The organism is Paraburkholderia hospita, assembly GCF_002902965.1.
GTDB lineage: Bacteria > Pseudomonadota > Gammaproteobacteria > Burkholderiales > Burkholderiaceae > Paraburkholderia > Paraburkholderia hospita.
In genome coordinates this window covers 1103086-1123484 of sequence record NZ_CP026106.1, presented here as the reverse complement: position 1 = coordinate 1123484, position 20399 = coordinate 1103086, and the positions used below count along the sequence as shown (strand labels likewise).

General features: G+C 59.5%; 12 protein-coding genes and 3 pseudogenes. 10 read left to right on the top strand and 5 right to left on the bottom strand.

Features of this window, described 5'->3' with window-relative positions; genetic code table 11:
* Positions 1-21: 21 nt before the first annotated feature.
* From C2L64_RS23425 to C2L64_RS53355, 3 genes are all read right to left on the bottom strand, one after another.
* On the bottom strand, positions 22-7782 hold the full coding sequence (locus C2L64_RS23425; RefSeq protein ID WP_007589939.1) for a SpvB/TcaC N-terminal domain-containing protein: 7761 nt from the start codon (positions 7780-7782) through the stop codon (positions 22-24).
* A gap of 230 nt (positions 7783-8012) precedes the next feature.
* The gene (locus C2L64_RS23420) at positions 8013-9113 is read right to left on the bottom strand and encodes a trypsin-like serine peptidase (RefSeq protein ID WP_051058255.1); all 1101 of its coding nucleotides are present in this window, start codon (positions 9111-9113) and stop codon (positions 8013-8015) included.
* 140 nt (positions 9114-9253) lie between these two features.
* A complete protein-coding gene (locus tag C2L64_RS53355) occupies positions 9254-9577 on the bottom strand; it encodes a hypothetical protein (RefSeq protein ID WP_039901736.1) in 324 nt (107 codons plus the stop codon).
* 981 nt (positions 9578-10558) lie between these two features.
* On the opposite strand from C2L64_RS53355, the gene C2L64_RS23410 reads away from it, so the two are divergent.
* The 3 genes from C2L64_RS23410 to C2L64_RS54535 all read left to right on the top strand — a co-directional run bounded on the left by C2L64_RS23410 (position 10559) and on the right by C2L64_RS54535 (position 12473).
* Positions 10559-11335, top strand: a complete 777-nt coding sequence (locus C2L64_RS23410) for a DM9 repeat-containing protein (protein ID WP_007589944.1) — start codon at positions 10559-10561, stop codon at positions 11333-11335.
* Positions 11336-11346: 11 nt separating this feature from the next.
* Positions 11347-11937 carry a hypothetical protein gene (locus C2L64_RS23405; RefSeq protein ID WP_007589946.1) on the top strand — a complete coding sequence of 197 codons (591 nt, stop codon included), beginning with the start codon at positions 11347-11349 and terminating at the stop codon, positions 11935-11937.
* A gap of 353 nt (positions 11938-12290) precedes the next feature.
* On the top strand, positions 12291-12473 hold the full coding sequence (locus C2L64_RS54535) for a hypothetical protein (protein ID WP_176133814.1): 183 nt from the start codon (positions 12291-12293) through the stop codon (positions 12471-12473).
* Between the two features lie 263 nt (positions 12474-12736).
* Here the strand turns inward: C2L64_RS54535 and C2L64_RS23395 are convergent, their stop codons facing one another.
* Positions 12737-13747, bottom strand: a complete 1011-nt coding sequence (locus C2L64_RS23395) for a hypothetical protein (protein WP_143055746.1) — start codon at positions 13745-13747, stop codon at positions 12737-12739.
* 806 nt (positions 13748-14553) lie between these two features.
* On the opposite strand from C2L64_RS23395, the gene C2L64_RS56105 reads away from it, so the two are divergent.
* From C2L64_RS56105 to C2L64_RS53350, 4 genes are all read left to right on the top strand, one after another.
* On the top strand, positions 14554-14883 hold the full coding sequence (locus C2L64_RS56105) for a hypothetical protein (protein ID WP_051058256.1): 330 nt from the start codon (positions 14554-14556) through the stop codon (positions 14881-14883).
* Between the two features lie 397 nt (positions 14884-15280).
* On the top strand, positions 15281-15457 hold the full coding sequence (locus C2L64_RS56100; RefSeq protein ID WP_322789379.1) for a hypothetical protein: 177 nt from the start codon (positions 15281-15283) through the stop codon (positions 15455-15457).
* 1078 nt (positions 15458-16535) lie between these two features.
* A complete protein-coding gene (locus C2L64_RS23385) occupies positions 16536-17207 on the top strand; it encodes a Crp/Fnr family transcriptional regulator (RefSeq protein ID WP_051058257.1) in 672 nt (223 codons plus the stop codon).
* A 480-nt stretch (positions 17208-17687) separates the two neighbouring features.
* A complete protein-coding gene (locus C2L64_RS53350) occupies positions 17688-18350 on the top strand; it encodes a hypothetical protein (RefSeq protein ID WP_131542683.1) in 663 nt (220 codons plus the stop codon).
* 170 nt (positions 18351-18520) lie between these two features.
* Here C2L64_RS53350 and C2L64_RS54980 read toward each other — a convergent pair.
* Positions 18521-18820 (bottom strand): annotated as a pseudogene (locus C2L64_RS54980) (IS110 family transposase); the annotation flags it as partial.
* 108 nt (positions 18821-18928) lie between these two features.
* On the opposite strand from C2L64_RS54980, the gene C2L64_RS55880 reads away from it, so the two are divergent.
* The 3 genes and pseudogenes from C2L64_RS55880 to C2L64_RS23365 all read left to right on the top strand — a co-directional run bounded on the left by C2L64_RS55880 (position 18929) and on the right by C2L64_RS23365 (position 19964).
* Complete coding sequence (locus C2L64_RS55880) at positions 18929-19051, top strand: hypothetical protein (protein WP_256211484.1); 123 nt, start codon at positions 18929-18931, stop codon at positions 19049-19051.
* 9 nt (positions 19052-19060) lie between these two features.
* Positions 19061-19447: pseudogene (gene tnpA / locus C2L64_RS23370) on the top strand (IS200/IS605 family transposase); the annotation flags it as partial.
* A pseudogene (locus C2L64_RS23365) lies at positions 19438-19964 on the top strand (tyrosine-type recombinase/integrase). The pseudogenes tnpA and C2L64_RS23365, both read left to right, overlap by 10 nt.
* Positions 19965-20399 lie beyond the last annotated feature (435 nt).

Below are 20399 nucleotides of genomic sequence, written 5' to 3'. Positions count from 1 at the left end.
CCGTGTTTGCGGTGGTCAAAACTATTTGAACTTGAACTCGAGCTCGAAGCCGCCCTTGATCGTGGGCGCACCCGGGAAGCCGACTCCGGGAACCGGTGGGTTGCTCGGGTCGGGCCGCGGCGGCTCGGGGCTGAAGTCGTTCCACACCCGGACCTTCGTTCTTCCGACCACGGGCAGCTTTAGCACCAGCACCAGCTTTTTCTTCTTGATGGCGGACTTGCCGGCGGGACTCTCGGGATCGGTTTGCATTCCCGCTACCGCGCCACCGACGATTCCGAGTCCACCGATTCCGAGCGCAATCTGACCACCCTCGCCGAAATCTTTCCTGGTGTCGGCCTCGACCTTGTCCTGCAGCCGGTCGAGCTTCTCGTTGACGACGGGCTGATCGGTCACATCGCTCTCGTCCGCCGATCGTGTAGCGCTCGACGAATTGGACTGCGAGACGCGTGCGGCCGGGTCGGCATTGGGGTCGACCCCTACGCCGGTCGAACGCTCCGGCAGCGGCTTCGGATTCGGATCGGGCGCGAGCGCCAGGCTCGGATCCTTCTTCGTCCGATCCGGGTCGGGCTCTTGACGCGCGGGGCCCACCGGCTTGCTGTGCGGTGTCTGCGTAGGCATTTCAGCCGTTGACGGCACCGGCGAGACGGCGGGAGCCGGTTTGTCCGGAGGCGGCTCGACGAGGCACGGCTTGTCCGGCGTGTCGGGAGCAGGCTGCGGCTTCTGAAGCTCCGCGCGCTGAGCCGGCGTCAACACATTCACGTCTGTCTTCGCTGGGAGTTTGACTTGCCCCGCGGGCGCCGCATTGCCGCGCTTGACCGAGTCCTGATAGTCCGCGTAGGTCCGTGGCTTCGGCATTGTGAGTTGCAGCTTCGACTGAGTGCCCGACGCATCAGTGAAGATGATCGGATTGGCACGTGCATATCGGAAGAGATTGGTGCCATCGACTATTCCGGCTGGGTCGCAGCTCGCCCACCGGCCGAGCCACGGGATGTAGTACCTGCGCGCGCAGTGGCAAAAGCCTGTTTCCTCGTCACGCTCCCGGCCGGTGAATCGATATCGCTTCGCTGCAGCCTTGATGGCCCGATCGACGGCCTGATACGAAGTGCTCCCATAGGGGAAATACTCCTCGTACGAGATGACGCGTGCCGCGTCGTCCAACTCCAGGCAGGCAGAGCCAAGGTGATTGCTGAGCTGATAACGCACGAGCAACGACGCAGAAGCGTCCGCACCGCGCGTTCTCGTCTCCACCATCGCAATGCGCCGCTCGTCGTCCGTCACATGCAGCGTCTCGCGCTCGAGCGTCGCGTCCACACCGTTGGCGGCGAATTCGCGATGAACCTCGAACGAGTCGAGATAGATCCGCTCCGACTTGCGCGTACCGTTCTGTCGCTCGGTGACCTTGCGCACGCGCCGTGCGTCGGAGTCGTAAGCGAGGAACGTGGTTTCCGGCGTGCCTCCCGCCTGGCGCGAAGTGGCGCTCAGTCGATCCCTGAAATCCCACTGCATCAGCGTGAGATGGGACATGCCCGTGGTGTTGCCGTGCGCATCGTAGGTGAACGTTTCCGCGGACCCGCTCACCATCGCGCTGCTCAGCCGATTGCTCTTTCGAGTCAGCGGCTCGATGAGGCTCGCTTCGCCATATGCACACGCACGCTGCCAGTTGCCGCTCCCTGCCTGATGGATCAATCGCTCGATGTTGCCGACAGCGTCATACACATACTGTTCGGCGTAGTTGCGCATCGCCTGAACATTGCCGGGCTGTGGCCGATTGGTGCGGAATTCGTCCGCCCAGGTGGTCTGGGGTTGTGAGAGCTGCCCAATGTGCTCGCGACCGGTTGCGCGGATCAGGCGGTACACAGGGTCGTACACATAGTCACATTGCGGGGCGACCATCTGACCGTTGAAGTAGATCGTCTGCTGCGCGTCATCGCGAATGTGAGTGATGTTGCCCGCGGGATCGTAGGCGTAGAACAGGTCCTGAAAGACCGACCCGGCCGCGCCACCGGCGGCGCGGCGCGTTCGCAGGCGCATCAGCCGAAACGTCTGTTCGTCGTGGAAATAGCTCGTCGACACGCCATTGCCGTAGTCGATGCCGGTGCGCTGCCCCTTCGCGTCGTAGGCGATCTGCGTGACGGCGTGAAGATTGGCCGACGACGGATCGAGCAGCCCAGGCGGTTCGACCGCCTGCCCCAGCCACATATCGACACGCTCCAGCAGACTGGCTTCGTTGTAGCCCGGACGAATGACGTTGATCGGTGCATTGAGCCGATCGCTGCGCGGCGCGACCACCTGCACCGGACGATTGAGCGCGTCATATCGAACGCTGCCCGTGAAGATCTCCGCCTCCAGCGCGGGTTGCGTCGCGAGCGACCAATCCGGCGGATTCTTGTAGTCCCGCAACAGCTCGCGGGCGCTTCGCAGGAGGTTCCCTTTGAAATCGTACGCCATGTGCGTGACGACGCCAGCCGTGTCGCGCTGCTTGTAGAGCCTCCCGCGCAGATTCGACTGCAGCACCTGCGCAGCGGAGAGGCCGGTGCCGGCTGATTCGCCGTACAGGCGCTGCTCGAAACAGATTTCGCGGACCGGATCGGCAGCAACGGCACCTATGACAAAAGAACGGGATGCGCGTCGCAGCTCATCGAACTCGGTGCGCATCATATGCCCGCGAGAGTCCCAACCCCGGATCGGTTTGCCCGCAACGTCACCCAGCATCCAGCGCTGCCCCGCTTCCATGCTCGACTGATGAATGCGATTGCCAAGCATGTCGTAGTCGTAGCGCACGACGACGCGATCGTTGGCGTCTGTTATCTCACGCTGATTGTTCTCGATGTCCAGAGTGACGCGCGTGGCGTACATCACCGGCGCGCCGCCGGAATCCTTGCCGTTATCGGCGATGGTCAGCATGCGGCGACCGAGTGTGTCGAGATACGCTATTTCGGGCGTGGCAGCGTGGTCGGCGGCTCTCTGCGCCGCGGCTTGCTCATCCGGCCCCTTCAGTCCCGCGATCCGCTGTGAGTACCAGGTGGGAAGGTAGTCAGCAGTGGGTAACGGCTGAAAGAATTCGCCGACATCGGAGTCCGTCGCAGGATTGGTGAGCTTCACCGTGTCGTTGACATCCCACTTCTCCTCGTGCCACGGGTCGAAAACGACTTTCTCGTAGGTGTGATTCGGATGGAGCGTGGCGACAACCCGCTCCACTGCGTCATAGAACACGATCGGCGTAACGCCGGTCTGCGCCATCTCGGGTTCGGCTTCGTACAGGTGCGTGCCACTGAAGAACGGCTCGTACTGCTTCACCGGCTTGCCCTTGTTGTTGTAGAGCGTGCGGCCTTTGCCGACCCAGCGGGAATTCGTGGCACCGGGCACCGGCACGCCGGCGTTGAGCGCCAAAGCACCGGTGCGAACGTCCCCGCCCGGCAGCGCAACGGGGACGGCGCGAAGGGGCGCGTCGCCGGGCTCCGCCGGAACCTTCGTGAGTAGCTCGCGGCCGAACCCGTCCGAGTAGACGAAACTCACCTGGATCAGCACGCTTGTGGGCTGCGGCGCATCGCTCACGTGAGTCTCGCGGACCACCGTCGCCGTGAGCGGCGGCTGGCCGCATCGGCGAAAGCGACCAAGGTCGTACACGAAGCGACGCGTCGCGCTCTTCAGGAACGCAGCCTTGAAGTCCGTGGGACGAGCGACGAAGTCCTGCAGTTGCGCGAGCGCCGGATCGGCATCGAAGTCACCGAAGCCGCCCAGCGAGTCGCCCCGTGTCTCCGTGCTCTTGCCGCACAAGGCGATCGCGACTGCCATACCCAACGTGTCGAAGGCGGCGAGCGAGCGATTGCCGTTGAAGTCGGTCAATTCCCTCGGCTGCAGCACACGCCAGTCGTACGTCGCTTCGGTGGTATTGCCGAGGGCGTCGCGAGTCTTCGCAGGCAGCAGATCCTTCAGATAGTCCACGAAATCGCTGCGTCTGAAAGGATTCTGGAGTCGCCGCGGCAGAAAGAAATGCGTGATGGCTTCCGCAAGCTCAACGGCCGCAGACGCGCCTTCCACGGGATGAAAGAACGAGCGACCGGAAGGAACCCACCACCGACCATCGCCATCCAGGTCCACATATCCGCCGCGATCGGATTCGTGCATCGTATCCACCGGCAGCACGTCTGCGGCAACCGGCAACAGGTTCTCGATGGGCTGAGGTGGACGCAGTCGCCGGTACACCGTGGTCAACAGGCCAGGGGTAAGAGCCAGCCTGTAGCTCTCTCCAGTCAGGGCCAGCGCCTCCAGCGTATGCAGGGGCAACAATTGAGCGAGGTCATTGCTGCGATATCGAGTGCGCGTCTCCTCGATGATCCTGCGATACACCCCTGCGCCCGTTGCGCCGCTGGGGTTGATATCGTGATAGGAAAGGTCGTGCGCGCCATCTCCCGCCTGCGCCACGGTCGAAACCCACTCGTCGAAACGAACGAGATTGGTGATGTCCGGTTGCTTCGACTTCGGCTGTAGTCTGATCAACTCATACGTACGGGACACTGCCGGCAACGGCGTGCGCCACGCATTGGCGGCGAGCGCCACATTTGTAACGCTCGACTCAGTCACCGTCACGAGCGACTGCTTCTGCTTTGTTCGATCAGCATCGCTCAACACTGGATCGCTCACGTCGTCGAAGCGACGGCCATAGCTGATGACCGCGGACTGCAGCACGTTGCCGAAGTCGTCGACTTCCAGCGTCACGGTCTGCGTGACGCGGGGGTCGGCGAGCCAGCGCGTAGCAGGGTCGAGGGCGGCGGTCGCTGCATCGACGACCTTCTGGCTGAGCACCGGAAACAGCTTGCGCTCGTAGTGGAATTCGACTGTCTCGCGTGCGTGCGTGAAGAAAACCGAATGCCGATTCTCGCCGCGCGGCTGCATGTGCCGGATGGTGTAGTTGCGCTCAGACACGAGGTACGGCCGGTCCGAAGCGTCCTTGTCATCGACCGCGTAAATCTCCTGCCGCAGGACCGAGCCCTTGAGAGAGCGCACCGCTTCGCGAACTTCTTCTGCCGCAAGCCCCACCGGAAGCGCGGTGTCTTCGAGCAGCATCGCTTCCTGCTGAGCGAGGCTCAGCTCGCTGCCGGGCTGGTCCGCGTCGCCTTCGTGGTAATACTCGTCTTCCAGCAAGCGTGAAATGCGCTCGCCCGCGAAGTACGCGCCGGTGTGAAACCAGGTTTTCGTCAACGCTGGCGGCACGTGGAAAGCGCTTGCTGCTCCGAACTCCTCGGCATCCCATCGGTCGACGCGCCCAAAGCCGCGAAACTCGCGCTCGATACCGTCGAAGTATCCGTGGTGATACGCGGAACGCGTGACCAGGCGATTGCCGCTGATGAGATCGCGCGTCTCCACTTTCGTCACGACGTGCACGGGGAACGGAAGACGCGTGATCCAAGGCGTGCCGGCGGCCTTGTCGGCCAGATAGAACTGCGTCGAGGAGGCGTACTCGACGTGTGTCTGCGCTCCGAGATTGTTCCTTACCGTCGTGAGCAGATGTGGCTTTACTCCGCCCATGAGATCGAGGTAGCGAAGCGGCCTGCGCGCGTCTGCCGCCAGCGGTGACGACCACAGCAGGCAGGCGGTGCCGCGGCCGAGAAAATCGGCGACTGCGACAGACGTTAGATTGTCGATGTGTGGCACACGACTGAGCAAACGCGCTTCAGACCAGCCGTTGCCATGCTGATTCAGATAGACGCGAACGCCGTCACGACCTAGATAAAGAATATCGGTTGGCCCCGAGCCGTCGACATCAGCGAGATGGATACGGCCCGGATCGAACGACGTGGCATCGTCGAAGCGCGGCGCATGGTCCATGGTGACGCGGGCGCCGAAGCGGCCATAGCCAATGTTGGGCCAGTAGCACACCTCGCCCTTGTGGATGCGCACGAGGTCCGTCAGTCCATCGCCCGACATGTCGGCAAGAAAGATCGACTGCGTTCCATCGGCGAATACCAGCCGGGGCCCTGCTTCCTCATCAACCGGCAACGACACGCGCGCGGCGGGCCCGTACCCTTCTTCGGCGCGGGATTCGTGCCAGGTGAAGAACACGTCTTCTTCCGTGACGAGGACATCTGCGTGGCCATCGCCGGTCAGATCCACGAAACGCAGGTTCGGATTCTGCCAGTCGATGTTCGGCAGGCTTGTGAACGTACGGAAAGCGTTCCACCCCGCCTCATCTGTTCGGGCAAAGAAGCCTGGCGAGGGCCCCTCGAGGTCGACCAGGTCGAGGTTGCCGTCGCCCGCAAGGTCCAGCAGCTGCTGTGTTGCGCGACTCAGCTCGGCGAGCGACGGGCGAAGTGAAACGCGCTCCGTCGTTCCGAGCTGTCCGCTGCCAAGGTTGGCTTTGTAGAACCACCCATTGCCCTGCTCGCTGAGCACACCGGAAATACCTTCGCCGTCGAGATCGACCCAGCGGTACCGGTCGCCATCGACGCCAGAGGGAAGGTTGTGAACGTCGGGCTCCGCGACCTCCTGCACGGGAAGGCGGTCGTGGGTCAGATCGTCGAGCGGGCTGCGCGAGTACTCAAGATCCAGTGCGGGCAGCGACTGCTTGAGATAGCCGAGCGCTGCCACTGCCTTGAATCCTGACTGAACGATCTGCGAAACGAATGAGCCATTGGGTTTCTCGAGATAACCCAGCTCGGTCGCGTGCACGAGGTAATCCTCCACACCCAGCTCCTCCGGGAAGTGGTGGAACATCAGAACTCGTCGGCAAAGCCGGTAGCTGCGCACCTCGAAGCAGGATCGGTAAGTCGAGAACGGGTCGCGGCGCCGCGGCCATGTCCCGCCAGCAGGCGGCTTTAACGAGGCATTTGCGAAGATGCGGCCATTCGCGTCTGGCGGCATCTCCTGGTAGTGGCCCTCGCCGTAGTCGAAGACCACCTCGAACATCCAGCCGGCGGTGCTGAAGTCCGGCGCGGGAACGTGCGCGCGCCGAAAGCCGGGCAGCGTCGCGTCCACGAGCAGCGGCCGCCGGTTGCCGTAACGAATGTACTTGACATATCGGTTCGCCGAACGAAGGCGATTGCGTTCGTTGACCTGTGACAGATCGACGTTGGCGTCATCCTCGGCGGCGTGCTCGTAGACAATCGCATTGCCTTTGTCGTCGTAGGTTTCGCACATCAGCCAGCTGAAGACGCATGCTGCCTTCGCATGGTCGGCGATGCGCGATGCGCTCGTGCGCCCGTACACCGTGAGAATGTTGTCTTTCGAGATGGAGCGCCAATGGACGTCGCCATCGACGACGCGCGTCCAGCGCTCCATGCGGGCAAAGTGCCCTTCTACGCGTGGACGGTAACGTCTGACCGTGTGCCCATCGCGCAGCTCTTCATCGAAAACGAGACGGCCTTGCGGATCACGAGCCCAGCTCCCGTCCGGATTCTTCCCGAACACCGGCACAAGGTCTTCGACGCCCGAGAGCACAAACACGTCGGAATCGTCTGCATCCCGATACTGCGGCAGTCCCTTGTCGGTCCTTCGCGTGATCGCGGGGACAGAAAGGCTCCAGCCCATTCCAAACGGACCATTTCCGCTGCCGGAGTCGTAGGAGAGCGTGAGCTCGGGGGAGAAATCGTTGCGTCCCCTGCTCACCCGGATCGGAACGGTGAGCGAGCCAGTGCCCGTGGCGGGTTCGGTCGCGAACTTCTCGCCGATGCCTCGGACGGCGCCGCCGCCGTGAGGCAGCGACAGCTGCGGAGCTGCAAGCGCGAATGGCTTCTCGTCTGCCTTCTCGACGGAGCCGGGCGCTCCTCCCATCGGTTGGTCCATTCGTCACCTTCGCTACGCCTTACGCGTATGACAGCGCCGTCGTTCGAGAACAGTGCTCTGTGCAAGAGGCTCTATCTTCGCGTAGCAATCCGCTGTCTCGTCCAGCGAAGCTCTGCGATTCGAACGCCATAGAATATTCTCCAGCGCCGCGAGCGCTTTTCGTCGAAGGACGCGCTAACCACGCTGCCACGCATCCAGCTCGCACGCTGGACAAGATCGATGCTCTTTAGCTAGGGATGCTCGTTTCGCGCGCGTTGTATCAGCGATGGGAGCAGGCTTCCGCCGGAGATGTAGTTGTAATCGGATCCTTCGCCGGAAACGACACCAACGACGTACGGCCCGTTGTCCCAGAATCCAAAGACAGGGCTGCCAGACTGGCCTGGCCAGTTGTCAAAGGTCTGGCTTCGGATCAGCCGTGCCGAGCCAAAGTCGGCGCCCAGTTCGTTCAGGTAGAAGCCCGTCTGCCATGCCGCAATCTCACCGCTGCCGCTGAGGTCCTGCGGATATCCGATGCTGTGCCAGTACGATGTTTCGTCGTCCCAACCGCTATCGTACGTACGGCTGCCCAGCCACCCGTACTGTTCTCCCAAGGGTTGGTCGAGCACGATCACGGCATAGTCTTCGTCACTCTCGTCGTCGGGGATCGTACCTGGGCCCACCCTGGATTCAGCGTAGGCAACGGTTCCATTGGCTGATGCGAGCGAATGTCCATTCGAATACATGACATCAACCGTTAGCCAACCCGGTGTCCAGTCAACGCAATGACTTGCCGTCAGCACGTGGCGCGGTCCGATCAGCACGCCACTGCCAGACCATCCGCGTGGCGTAGTGATCCGTACCAAACATCGCCACGGGTAGCTTTCGTCGTAATAAGCACGGCGACCATCGGGATTGAAGATCGTGGTGGGTTTGTAACGCAGATCACCGAAGCGGATCATGTACGGCTCGGACAACCTGCGAAGCTGTGGCCGCGCGATGATCCGTCCTTCACCAGTGGGCATCGAGGCGGCCAGGTACTTTACACCGTCGCGCGCGAGGATTGAGCGATGGATCTGAACGGTCTTGAGTGGCGTGCGCAGAGACGGTTGCAGTTGTGCTCCTTCGACGACAATCTCGACTTGCCATACGGCGTCGCTGCCACACCCGCGCCCGCGAGTGAGCCGCGTGGTCACTGCTGGCGGGGAGCATTCACACACAGTGCGCACATCGAATCGTGCCGTGCCCGACGCTGCGTTTCGTGTGGCGTGGTGTCGCTCGGGAGTCATTTCGATTTCGCGGAGTGTCGCTTCGGACAGCGGCGCCGAAGAGTTGTCTTGGCTAGTCACCATCATCTCCTTTCTTGTGTCTTGGGGGCGTTCGACCGCGAGTAGTACCCGACATCCTGTCGAAGCGGCGTGCCGAGCGCATTTTTCAGTTCAAAGTGTTGCTCACCCCCAATGACGGAGCGCGATAGCCTCCCAATCATTGTTGCTCACCGGTGAACCGGACGATCCCCTCTCGTTGTCTGCAAGGTAGTGCAATACGTCATGCGTTTCGTCGCGCGAAATAATCCGATATCGATACCGGCATCAATGGTCCCGGCGGTCTGGCGAATGATGCCTGCGAGTGCGGCAGCGTCGCGCGCAGACAATCCAGTCTTATAGGCCATGCGCCTGGTACTACGCTCCTGGTCAGGCTCCGCGCCTAGAGGATTGCCAGCCGCAATTTGCCGCAGCGAGCGTTCAATTTCGGAAGTTTGCCGCGCGAGTCTTTCACGAAAAAACAGTTGCAATCGTGTCGTGGTGGCCAAGTCCATACGGGGTCTCCATGCGTAAAGACTCCACGCGCTTTGTCATATGACAGTATTGTGCAAATGCGACAGCCCGGGCTTTGCTTATGACGCCAGTTCCGAAAGGCGGAGATACCTCGTGCCCGAAATATAGCTGATCCTTCTGGAAAGAAAAGATCCCGAAGTCGGCCATGATCGGGAGATCGCGTGAGAGGAGCCGCATGATGCAAGGGCCCGCGAACATCGCGCATTTCGCTTGTGCAACCGGTGACTGTTGACGGTGAATTTTTTAATCGGTTTCTAGTGCTGTTGCGGCGTCGCGCTTTTGCCTTGCAGCCGGCCAGTACCAGCATAAACAGATTTTTCGCGCCATCACGCCACGCGTGCGACCCGGTCGATGCACCAGGCGCGGCTCCTGTTAGAGCCAGATCGGGCAGAACCCGGAATATGTACGGCACTGCATGCCGGATCTTGTGTCGGCCGTCGCTATTCACCCCCTTTCTAGTGTGCGTCTTAAGCAGACTTTAAAAATCCGAGTGGCCGGAAAGATCTTGACACAGTTCGATGCGTTACTAGAGTTACTGGATATTCTCATCTGCGACGTGAATATTGCGTCGTAGAGCACATCTGCCAGCAGAACAAAAAGGCATTCTGTACTTAATGAAAATAATTGACGATGTCTGATCATCGCTTCCGAAGTCGGCCAGCGTGCTCATCGTGAAGCATGCTGGCCGCACAGCCCGTCAGGAATGGTCTGGTCGTAGTGGGGTTCTCACCCGGTAAGCCGGGCATCGTAGTCATGGCTACGCTGGATCAGCAACCTTGCCTGCGGCCGTGTGCTGCTGATGCGTCACCAAGGAGTCTGCCGGTGCAGTACCGCGCGTCCCATGACGGTATGTTTCTCGACGCAGAAGATCCGGCTTGACGCTTGCGTCGCGGCAACCGGGATAACCGTATCGCAAGCATTCGCCCGTTTTTGCGCAGGAGCTCACGAGATGAACCGGCTGATTGCAGTGTGCGCATTGGGTATGGCAATGGTGTCATCTTTTTGCTGCAGAGCTGCCGGCAGGTAGCCAGTGGATCAGGGCCGGCCAGGGGCAGGTTCCTGCCGGTGCCATCGCGCTCGGGCGCGAGGTGGATGGACGGCCACAGTTTTCCTGTCGTGCACAGCAGGGAAACGGCGTGTACCTGGGCGCGATTTCGGCGGGTTCCGGCGGGTGCAGAATCGGTTTCGCCCACCGTGAACTGACAGTGGCTAACTATGAGGTGTTGGCTGCGGGCGCAGCACCAGCTGTGCAGGCTGCCAGCAGGCTGAGCGCAAGGTCCGGCATCCTCACGGACAAGGCCATCGTCGTGCCCAGACCCGGCGTGGCAGGGCCGGCACCGGCCATTGATGCCAGCGGATCAGTGCGGCGCGGCTTCGATGCAGCGGGTCAACCCTATGTTGAAGAGCGCAAGGCCGATGGAACGGTGGTCCGCAAGTTGCTCAATGGAAGTCAGGTGACCTACCCGGACGGCAGGCAGGAGTTCTTCCCCGCGCAGCACACACTCTCCAACGCGCCGATGCCCACGCCACCGGAACTACCCGCTGATCCGCAACGAGGTCGACTCTGGCTCAACCAGCACAACGCGGCACTGCTGGAGGTGATTCGGACGATGGTACGGCGCGACGAATCAGAAATGCAGAAATTCTCCGATGCCGAGCGCGAGGAAGCCGGCAACGACGTGTACCGCCAGATTGGCTATCGAACGAAGATCGCGGGTTTCCTCGCGGCTGGAAACTGAGCAGACGATCGATGAAGCCGATCATGCAAGCTGCGGCAGCCGTCGCTTTGAGCATCGTGACCATGCTTTGCGGCGCAGTGATCCAGGACGATCCCACGCAGAAGTCGCGCATGGAGCGAGCGACGGTGTCGGCGGGAGCGGAATCTGTAGCAGCAGCGCCGCCCATCTCGGCCATGGCGGACGATCCGGGCAGTGCGGTGCTTTCTGACCCAGCCACACGCAAGATGTACCTGAACGCAATGCAGCACTTCTATGAGTACCGTGCCAATGGCTACGCGTACCGCAGTCGCGTATTTGAGTGGCAGTTGCTGTCCTCTCGATTCATCTTCGTTGCTGTGCTGTTGCTGGTGATCGCCGGCGTCTACTTCGCCGCCGTGCAATTTCACGTTGCGCTTGCGATTTCGCGGCGCACCGGAACGCATGTGGCAAAGCAGGAGGATGCCGCAAGAAGTGTTGACGATGCGCTGAAGACAGAGCTGGAGGTCTCGGCCAAAGGCGTTGTCGTCAAGTCTTCGATGCTTGGCGTCATCGTCCTTGCATTGTCGCTAGCGTTCTTCTATCTCTATCTGGTCTACGTGTATCCGATCCGGGACGTGATCTGAAGGACAGCCGCAGCGCGCTCGCATGGCCTCACATCGCGCTCATGGGTGTTTCAACCCTGCGTCGAGATATCCCTTGCGCCGGCATCGATCATGCCTGGTCGCTTAGCTTTGGCCGTCCGACCCTCATGACGATCAGAGCCTTCCTGGCTCGGCGCGGCCCCGCATGGACGGACAGAGGTCCGCTGAGCCAATGGGAAGTTCTTCAATCTCTTACCTATAAATCTGGATCTCAAGATGCGGCAGGGTGGGTCAAAACCCGAACTACCGACCATCATAAGATCGTTAGATCGAACACAAACGACTATCTATTCACATAATCGCAAGCGATCGTTTCTGCCCGCCTGGCGGGTTCGATGGTGGAGAATCAAGCTTGCGTGCGCAATCACTCAACTTGCGGACGCAACATCACCCCGGACGAGCTTGACTTCCTTCCCCTTAAAGTCACGCACATCGACGAAGGTGCTCGCCGTTGCTTTGAACGTCGCGATACCAACGAGGCTGCAGAGAACAGCGGCACGTTCGCCGCCGGAGTATGACCCAGCGAACAGATAGTTGCGTCGATCATCAAGAAATCAGCATGTCAGAGACAACCGGCTGTGCGCCGACGTGCTGCGAGCAGGTCAACGTGCCGCCCCCGGCCACGAGATTGATACACTCGGCACAACTCAACGGGCACGATCCGCACAGCCGCCGCATAACTGGCAACCGACTGCGATATTCGACGGATTCATCCGTCAAGACGGGTTGGCCACCGGTCGCATTCGTCCGCTTTGATGCCGCCGCCTTCTGGCGTTCTGAATTACCAGGTCATGATCCCGCGTTCCGATATCGTACGTCCCGTCCACACCTGGCCGCCTTTTACGATCCTGTAACACTTAAGGACGTTGTTCACGCGCTGCGCATAGACAGGAAAGTTGCCCGCATGCTGACGTAACGCGATCACAATCTCATTTTTGTCCTTGCGCACTAGGATGCTTCGAAAATCAAGGGCAGCTTGCTGTCGCGCATGGTAGATTTCCGGCGTGACTTTTACGTTTCTCTCGTCCAGATTGACGGGCTTGGCGATACCTTTATAAGGCTTGCTCGGTGGAGGTGGCGCGTTGCTGACGCGCGTCGAAGCCTGCGTGGCAGCGGGTGTTATGGACGGTGCCAGCACACTCATCTGGCTGACGAGGCCATAGCGCAGTTTGAACTGTCGCCCCCCCGGTACCGGATTGCTAACTGGAATCGCGATGTAGCCGGCACCCATGTCAAAGCATTGAGCTAATTTGACGCGTGTCATTCTTCCCCTGTATTGCATGATCAGTGCATACATCTCTGGCCAGTGCTGCCGCATTACTTTTGCCATCTGTATGAGCATGAAAAGCACGCGCTGATCCTCGGGTTCTGAGAGCGGCACAAACGCGAAGTGCGCACCTTGTTCCGTTTTATGATGCACCTGTTCAAAAATCGAGAGTTCCGGATTGAGCAGGCTAGCGCTCAGATCATGCAGCCCCGCGTCATATTTGGCTTCACGATTCACAAAGTTGGCAGGATTCGCGAAAGCTTTGCTGTCAATCCCCCGATCTGCCCAGTATGCCCCGCTCTTCGCGGAGGTACCCTGCAACTTGGCCAGTTCACGCCCAACTGCCTCCTGGGCCTGGAATCTTTTGCCGACTTCCTCGCACCTGTCGCCAAGCGAGCCGTACGAGCTGTCTGCGAAAAACCTGTTATCCAATCCCTTGTAGCCTAGATTCAATACCCCGGCGTCCAAGCCCAGACGCCGGTTTTTGTTCGATTCAAAATTGTTATCAAATGTTCGAACTGACATGCGGGCGCGTTGGTACGCCAGATTAAATTCGTCCTTCGCTTCCCACTCCTTATAGGATGTCCACCAGTTTTCGATGCTGGCTTGAGCTCGTTCCAGGATGTCGGGCCAGACGACGAAAGTTGTTTCAGGAGAACTGCACGATGATGGGCTAATCCGCTCACGTTATCGCCTCCGGCTTCATAGAGAAGGTTCATTTTTCGCACCATGCGAGGTGGTCTGCCGTGCCTGCTCTGGTATGACCCGGCGCGACGCCTTGGGTGACCTGCTTACAGAATATAGACCTCGCTTTCCTGTCTCGCCACGAATTTGCGACGACGACTATTGATTCGATTAACCGAACGATGATGTAAAATGCGGCAACTATTTATTCAAGAGTATTGTTGTGTCGTTAGCGCCGGCCGGTTTTCCGTGTCGCGCCCGGTAGTTTTGGGATATCGATCATTGGAAGCTTCTCAAACGCCGCCTCGCGACCTGAGCCCACGACCTATAGGTCGCAGGCGTCGATGCCAAGGCAAAAAAGCTGCCTGCCATGTGATTATGGAAATCGCGATGCTCTTTGCGCATCGTTTGTTGCAGTTCGCAAATACCGCTAATGGTGTACGTCGAAGCGCAGATTACCGCATGGTTTCTTTGACCAGCCCAATCCTGCGCTCGCGGACGAGACCATCGCGCGTCTGAAGTCACCGCTCGACTTCGTTCAGATCGATGAAGGTTTCGACGCAGCGTCCGAAGCACCTGAGCCGACGTCAGCCACGACCATCGACCAGCAGGCCGTTCCAGAAGTCAGTGTGTCCGAGGAAGTACACATGCCACAGAAGATCACAGCCAGCTCCCCGGGGACCGTCAAGAACAGTCAAAGCGAAGTGGCCAGACAGCCTAAAGCCCGCGCTCCACTCAACACTACGTCTGCGAAGAACAAGGTGCCTCCCAAATCGCCACAACAGCAACCGCTGGCACTGACCGACAGCGCCGAGATGGAGACCATCCGACGCACCAACCTCCACCTTCTCACGAGCCGCAACGGATCGAAAGTACGACTTGGTGTGCTCATGGAGATGAGTGGATTCAACATCGCCGATCGGCTCCACGGCAAGAAGCGCATGGACAGTGTCGAGGCAAACCGGTTCACGGAGTGACTCGGACTGCCCGTCGGCTGGTTAGATAGCCCGCGCAGCGAAGCCGACATTCCCGAGTCCGTATCGCGTCTGCTCGCACCGGCGCCGCGTGGACGCGCAGCCGTCAGGCAGGACGAGCCGCCAGCGCCAGCCACGATCGATAGCGGACAAGGGAAACCCGCGAACGAGGTGGTCCGCACAAGGCTGTATGCGTGCGACCGGCATGGGCGATTCAGCACAGCCCTCACCTACCCCAGCGGATGCCACAGAAGAAAAAGATATCCCCATCGCCCAGGCGCACGCAAATAGCGCCCCAGACGATCCCGTCAGCAGCGCACCGGCAGAGGATCACGCCGCGGCGCCGCTATAGCCACGGGCGCACCCTGAGTCGATGCCCGGGTCGTTGCCCGCCGCCGGGATGCCGCAGCCCAATCCGGCTCTGCCCTACGTCACCACCACGACCACTCTGGACACGGAGCACGGTATTGCCCCGATCGCAGAAGCGTTAATCAAGACACTGGCCGGCAAGGCGCGCACGGGTCGACTGGACGAACCGAAAGCGCTGGAACTGCTGCAGCAGGCAATCCTGCTGTAGGGGTCGCAGGGCGTGGCGGCGTCGGTCCACCCGCGACGCCGCCACCGCCGGTCGGCGTGAGTGCCGGGCGCCCGGCAGACCGGCGTCTGACGTTGATATGTCGGTTGTTATGTCGCGCGGCCGCACTCGCCCTCCCCGGCATCGTCGGCTAGGCCCGCTGATCGGCCTTAGCTGACGTTCGTCTATCGGCGCGGCGAAGGCCGCTCAACGACTCAGACCGGCCATTCATTGCGTGTCAACTTCGAATGGCAACTCCATGCATCGAACAATGGGTGAATTCGACCCACTAGAGACAGTGATCGGGTCCGATAGCGGACGTTGGAACTGAAGCGAACATTCCATCCTGTCGCTCGGTCAACGTGCAAAATCGATCGATGGCCTGGAATGTCTGCCTACCTCTTCTGCAGGTGGTTTTGTTCATCGCTTCCCGATCTATTTTGACAGTCGCAAAAGATCACGCCATTTCAGCCATGCAATGAATCGGCCGGCCAATCCACCGAAAAAAAAGGCAATGAAACAAATGAGAGGTGCGTTTTGATTCCAGTTGGAAAACAGCGTCCTTAAAAAGACGACTGCGAGTACCAAGGTGGAAATGGCGCCCACGATCCCATAAATATATGAATCAACCCTCCTAGCCCCTTTTATGTACGCGGTGGAGTGGCCTGTAGCTTCGTGGATAAGTGTGGTTCCGCATTGAAAGCACTTTACGCTCGTAGCGAGGTTTTGAGAGTTGCAAACCGGACACAGCATATAGTTTCTCCTTATTTTGATTTCGTCTGTACCGTTGGACAAAACCACTTTGACGCCGGATAGAATCGATCATTAACGGTGTCAATACCGTTTCAATCCGCTATTGACGCCCAACTGTCGGCGATCTACGCCACCGTGTCGACCGACCGCTCATGGCCGACAGTGTGCGTTCAAATCAATCGCCCGAAAGCTGACATGGCGGATTTGCGGCATCTCGACGGCTAACCTATCTAGAATCACTGGGCGGCATTTTGCCCAGTGGGTTATTCAAAAGACCAGGGGTGGCTCGCCGCCGGCCGGTTCCAACGCGCGTAGTCAGGGGTTCACGATGAACAGCGACGCAGGTTCGCCACGGGGCGGGCGGAAAAACCAGCCAGAAGCTGGCACGACCGACGCCGATTGTTCTGCCGTGGCGGATGCGCAGACGCCAGAAAGCACCCCGCGCCGGCATCAGATATTTCCGGTACTGACCGACGCCGAGATTGATCGGAAAAGTCGTTTTGGTGTGGTACACAGCTACGCCACCGGCGATTTCCTATATCGCGTGGGTGGCGTAAGTCCAGGCATGTTCGTGCTGCTGTCGGGCACGATTCGATACACGGCACGCGACGGACTAGGCCATCGTCGTTTGCTGCGCTCCCAGGCGAAGCGGGGCGAATTCACTTCCGATATTGGCATGCTTTCAGGCAAGTCCGGCCTTTTCGACGCCGAGGTCATCGAAGATGTCGAGGCGCTCGTGATTGCGCCGGAAAAGCTGCGTGCGCTGATGATCGGCGAGGCCGAGCTCGGTGAAAGGATCATGCGCGCGCTGATCCTGAGGCGCGTCGCCGCGATCGAGCGCGGGCAAGGGGTGATGCTTGCTGGCCCGCCAGACAACGGACGGCTCCTCGCTCTGCAACATTTCCTGCAACGCAATGCATACCCGCATATGACGCTTGACGAAAGCGGTGCAGATGCCATCGCGTTGCTCGAGCGCATGACGCCTCGGCGCGATCAGTAACGTGCACCACGCCTTCAAGACGCTCGCCTACACGATGATCAACCTGCGCCACTACTGCTGGAACTGATCTCCCGCCTTGGCTGGGCGCAGCATCGTCGGCGCGCTCCGATGCGCCGCGAGCGCGCTGGTCCTCCGATTCCTCCATCTTCGCATACCGAAACATATCATCGCATCTTCAGCAGGCCGCGCCCGACATGGCTGTGCGTCTCGCGTGTGTTCGCCAGCACTGTGCGAGATCAGCGTCGAAACAAGCAACCAGTTGCGTGCTTCGCCGGTTCGTGACTGTAGCCGGCATCTTGCGATGCCGCACAGCCATGAAGCTAGCAACCAGTTGTTTAGCTAACGGTTTCGGCACTCCGAGTTGTATTCTCGATATGGATGTATAAACTGAACCTGTATACGACCAAACCCGGTCGCCTTTAGCTCTCACGTCCCATCAAGTGCTGCCTCCTCTGTAAGACTTCTGTGTAGAGGTTTCGAATGAACGGGCTACTATTACCGGTCTTTACAGACATCGGTCGAAAAGTACTGTCCGCAATTTGTCTTGTTTTGGGCGTGACGACTTCATTATGCGCTTACCCCGCTGCATCCGACAAGGTATCGTCTAATGGCTCCGGCGGCGTTGCATTCTCCGTATTTTCGGACAGTTGCAGGTACATCACGGTTCAAGTGAACGTTGATGCGCAAGCGGTTCATGTTCCATCTAACAGCGCCAATAGTAAAAGCTCAGCGATCGGCGTCGTGCAAATTTACTACCTAAATATGTGCAAAAACACGGTCTCCTTTGAATATTTCATTATCCAAGACCTCCAGTTTTCCGCCCAAGACGCTAATGGCACTCAAGTACCGAGGTCGCTGGCTGCGTCCGGTCAAGGCACATCGACGGATGGCACCGACTTTGTGTCCTTCCAGATGAGCCTGACCGCAATATCATCCGCCATATTTCAGAAGACCGACACATCCCAGACCATCTTTCCTAACGGCACTACTAAAGTGAAGATCAACGAACATAGCGACTACTCGGTCACCAGCGCTAATAGTTCGCTTTACGTAACAACACAGCAGTTCGGAACGCTCCCGGTTGTCAACGCGGGTTCATATGTCTATTCGGCTCGAGACCATACGATAGTCGTAACGAAGTAGTAGGTTCCTATTAATTGCGTCGCACGCTGTAGTTCAACTTGACTCGGGATTCATCCGGAAGTAATTGATCTGACGTCGCGGTCGACGCGACATGCGCGAGTCGAACCACAAGATGAAGAGGGTCATTGTCATCAATCGGCGACTCAAAAAACTCGCGCACTGACCACCTAACATTCGAGGCCGCGCGCCTGCAGCGCGCGACAGATCCAGAACGCGTCCTGGCCAGCTTCGTAGCAGACGACGATGCGCACGCCGGCCGGCAGTGACCACTTGTCCCGGTGCGCATCGATCAGATCCAGCACGGCCTGCAAGCGGGCGGCGGCTTGCGGCTCCGCTACCGTGTGCACGGCGGGTTTCTCGCGCCGGGCATCGTTTAGCGCAACCTTCAACTTGCTGGCGGCCAGCTCGAGTGAGACCGCCAGCACGAGTTCCTCGCTACTACCCGTCGTGAACGTCCGATTCGTGTGCATGATGCTCTCCTCGTAGCAGGGTTCGACGGACTGATTTTATGACTCAGTTCAAACCGCAGATGTCCAGATACATAGGATCTCAGTCTGATCGAATGCGTCTTCTCCAAGATGGCCCGCACTTTCCTGCGCCACATCCGGGTCAAATCGATCGATAAACTGAAGAAACGCATTCTGATGGGCATCGAGGAATTCAATCTCTTCGGGTTGGATTCCCCGCCGCTTGCGGCGTAGACTTTGTGGATGAGCGAATACATTCACAAGACCCACAACGGAACGGTGTTGCTGTACCACCTTGTCTTTCCGGCGAAGTATCGCAGGGCGGTGTTCGACGATCGGGTTGATGAGGTGTTGAAAGAGGTGTGCCTGGAGATTTCGGAGCGGTATCAGTTGAAGTTTCTGGAGATAGTGACGGACAAGGACCATGTTCACTTTGTCGTACAGTCGGTCCCCACGTACAGCGTGACGAGGATGGTGTCGATCCTCAAGAGCATCACGGCGCGGGAAATATTTCGTAGATGCCCGCACGTGAAGAAGACGCTTTGGGGCGGCGAATTCTGAACTGACGGATATTTCGCGAGTACGGTAGGCAAGCATGGAGACGAGGAAATGATCGGCCGATACGTCAGAACGCTCATTCTGTCCGCGATCTCGCCCTGTTCAACCTTGCAATCGACAGCAAGCTCCGAGGTTGTGATCTTGTCAGTCTGCGAGTCCGCGATGTTACGCACGGCAATCAGGTTTTGGCGCGGGCGCAAGCTATTCAACGAAAGACTCAACGCCCTGTCCAGTTTGAGCTCACCGAGTCGACCAGTCGACCCGGTAGGCGGTCGGAGCATGGCTTGAGAAGGCTGCCCTTAGGCCGGAGCAGTATCTCTTCTCGAGTCGACTATCGATGTCACCACATCTTTCAACGCGGCAATACGCGCGAATGATACGTCAATGGGTGGATGCGGCGGGACTTGATCCGACAGCCTATGGTACACCCTCGATGCGTCGTACGAAGGCAACCCTGATTTACAAACGCACGAAGAACCTCCGGGCAGTGCAGTTGCTGCTCGGCCATAGCAAGATTGAAAGCACAATCCACTACCTTGGCATCGAAGTCGACGACGCGCTTGAGATTTCGGAGCAGACTGAAATCTAGCGCGGCCTGCGCTGGCCGCGGGAAACGATGCTGCGTCCGGGTTAGTGCGGCCGCCTTCGGGTGTTGTTCTCTTTGGGCGAAACCGGGCCAGTTGTTCCCTCTCGTCGAGCCTTCTACGCCGTCACCCGAACGGCGACATGCCGGTCCGCCCCGAAGATCTGCCCATACGCAACGGGCACGGATCGGCCTGAGGGGACGCTCGCCTAGCCGGCAGCGTGCGGCGGCTGCAGTTCGCTTTGCTGACCTTCGCAACCCGATGCCGGTGAATGTCAGCTATCCGCCGATGCGGCAATTGCGATTTGTGAGCAAGCGAGTCAACTCGGTTTGGTTATCGCTCGGATCTAAGGAGGCATTTGGCACTCCCCTGGATTCGAAGCGAGGCTCGATCGCATTTGGGATGGAGTCGAGCCTCCGGTTGACATTGTTGCCGCGGAG